At 57.2% G+C, this 745-nt stretch carries 1 protein-coding gene; it reads right to left on the bottom strand.

Features of this window, described 5'->3' with window-relative positions; translation table 11 throughout:
* Positions 1-172: 172 nt before the first annotated feature.
* A partial coding sequence (locus NP596_RS21725; protein ID WP_256617455.1) for a PP2C family protein-serine/threonine phosphatase occupies positions 173-745 on the bottom strand: 573 nt, incomplete at its 5' end.

The raw sequence follows: 745 nt of genomic DNA, 5'->3' as shown, positions 1-745 counted from the left end.
TAAGACGCCAATGGCCGCTTTGTGAATCTCCAGTTCCGATGCGCTGGATTTGGCTGACTGGCCGGTTTAGAGAAACGCGACAGTCAAGAATGGGTCGACACCTGCCCCTTACTTTTAGATTTGCATCGAATTGTGTTTTTTGCAATCTCTCTTGAATTCAGCGATTGTAGATTCAAACCCTAACGGCAATCACCGAAATATTGTCCCGCCCGCCCCGGCGTTCCGCTTCTTCGATCAGATTGCGGACGATGCTTTCGACCGTGCCGTCGCCGCAAAAACCGGCGATGTCGTCATGGGATAATTCCTTATCCAGACCGTCGCTGGATAGAATAAACAGATCGCCGGGACATAACTCGCCCTGCCCCCAATCCAATTGCAGTTGCGTATCGGCGCCGACGGCACGGGTAATGACGTTCCCGCGCCCCGCCTCCAAGCTGCCGTCTTCCGGTAACAAGCCTTGGCTGATGGCTTCGTTATACAAGGAATGGTCCAGCGTCAATTGCTTCAGGGCGCCTTGGCGATAGCGGTACAGGCGGCTGTCGCCGGCCCACAGATAGCCGAACTGTTTGCCGGCAATCAACAGTACCACTATCGTGCTGCCGATAATCCCGGCGTTGCCGCGTTGCTTGGCCAGCGCCAATAATTGCCGGTTGACCGCCTGCAAGCCGGCCGCCACCTGCTCGCCGTAGTGCTCCAGATCGTCGACGGCCGGCACGCGGGCCAAAGCCTCCACCAACGCTCGGCT

The organism is Methylomonas rivi (genome assembly GCF_024505165.1).
Lineage (GTDB): Bacteria > Pseudomonadota > Gammaproteobacteria > Methylococcales > Methylomonadaceae > Methylomonas > Methylomonas rivi.
Note: the sequence above shows the minus strand (reverse complement) of the source record. Positions and strands in the feature narration are given on the sequence as shown.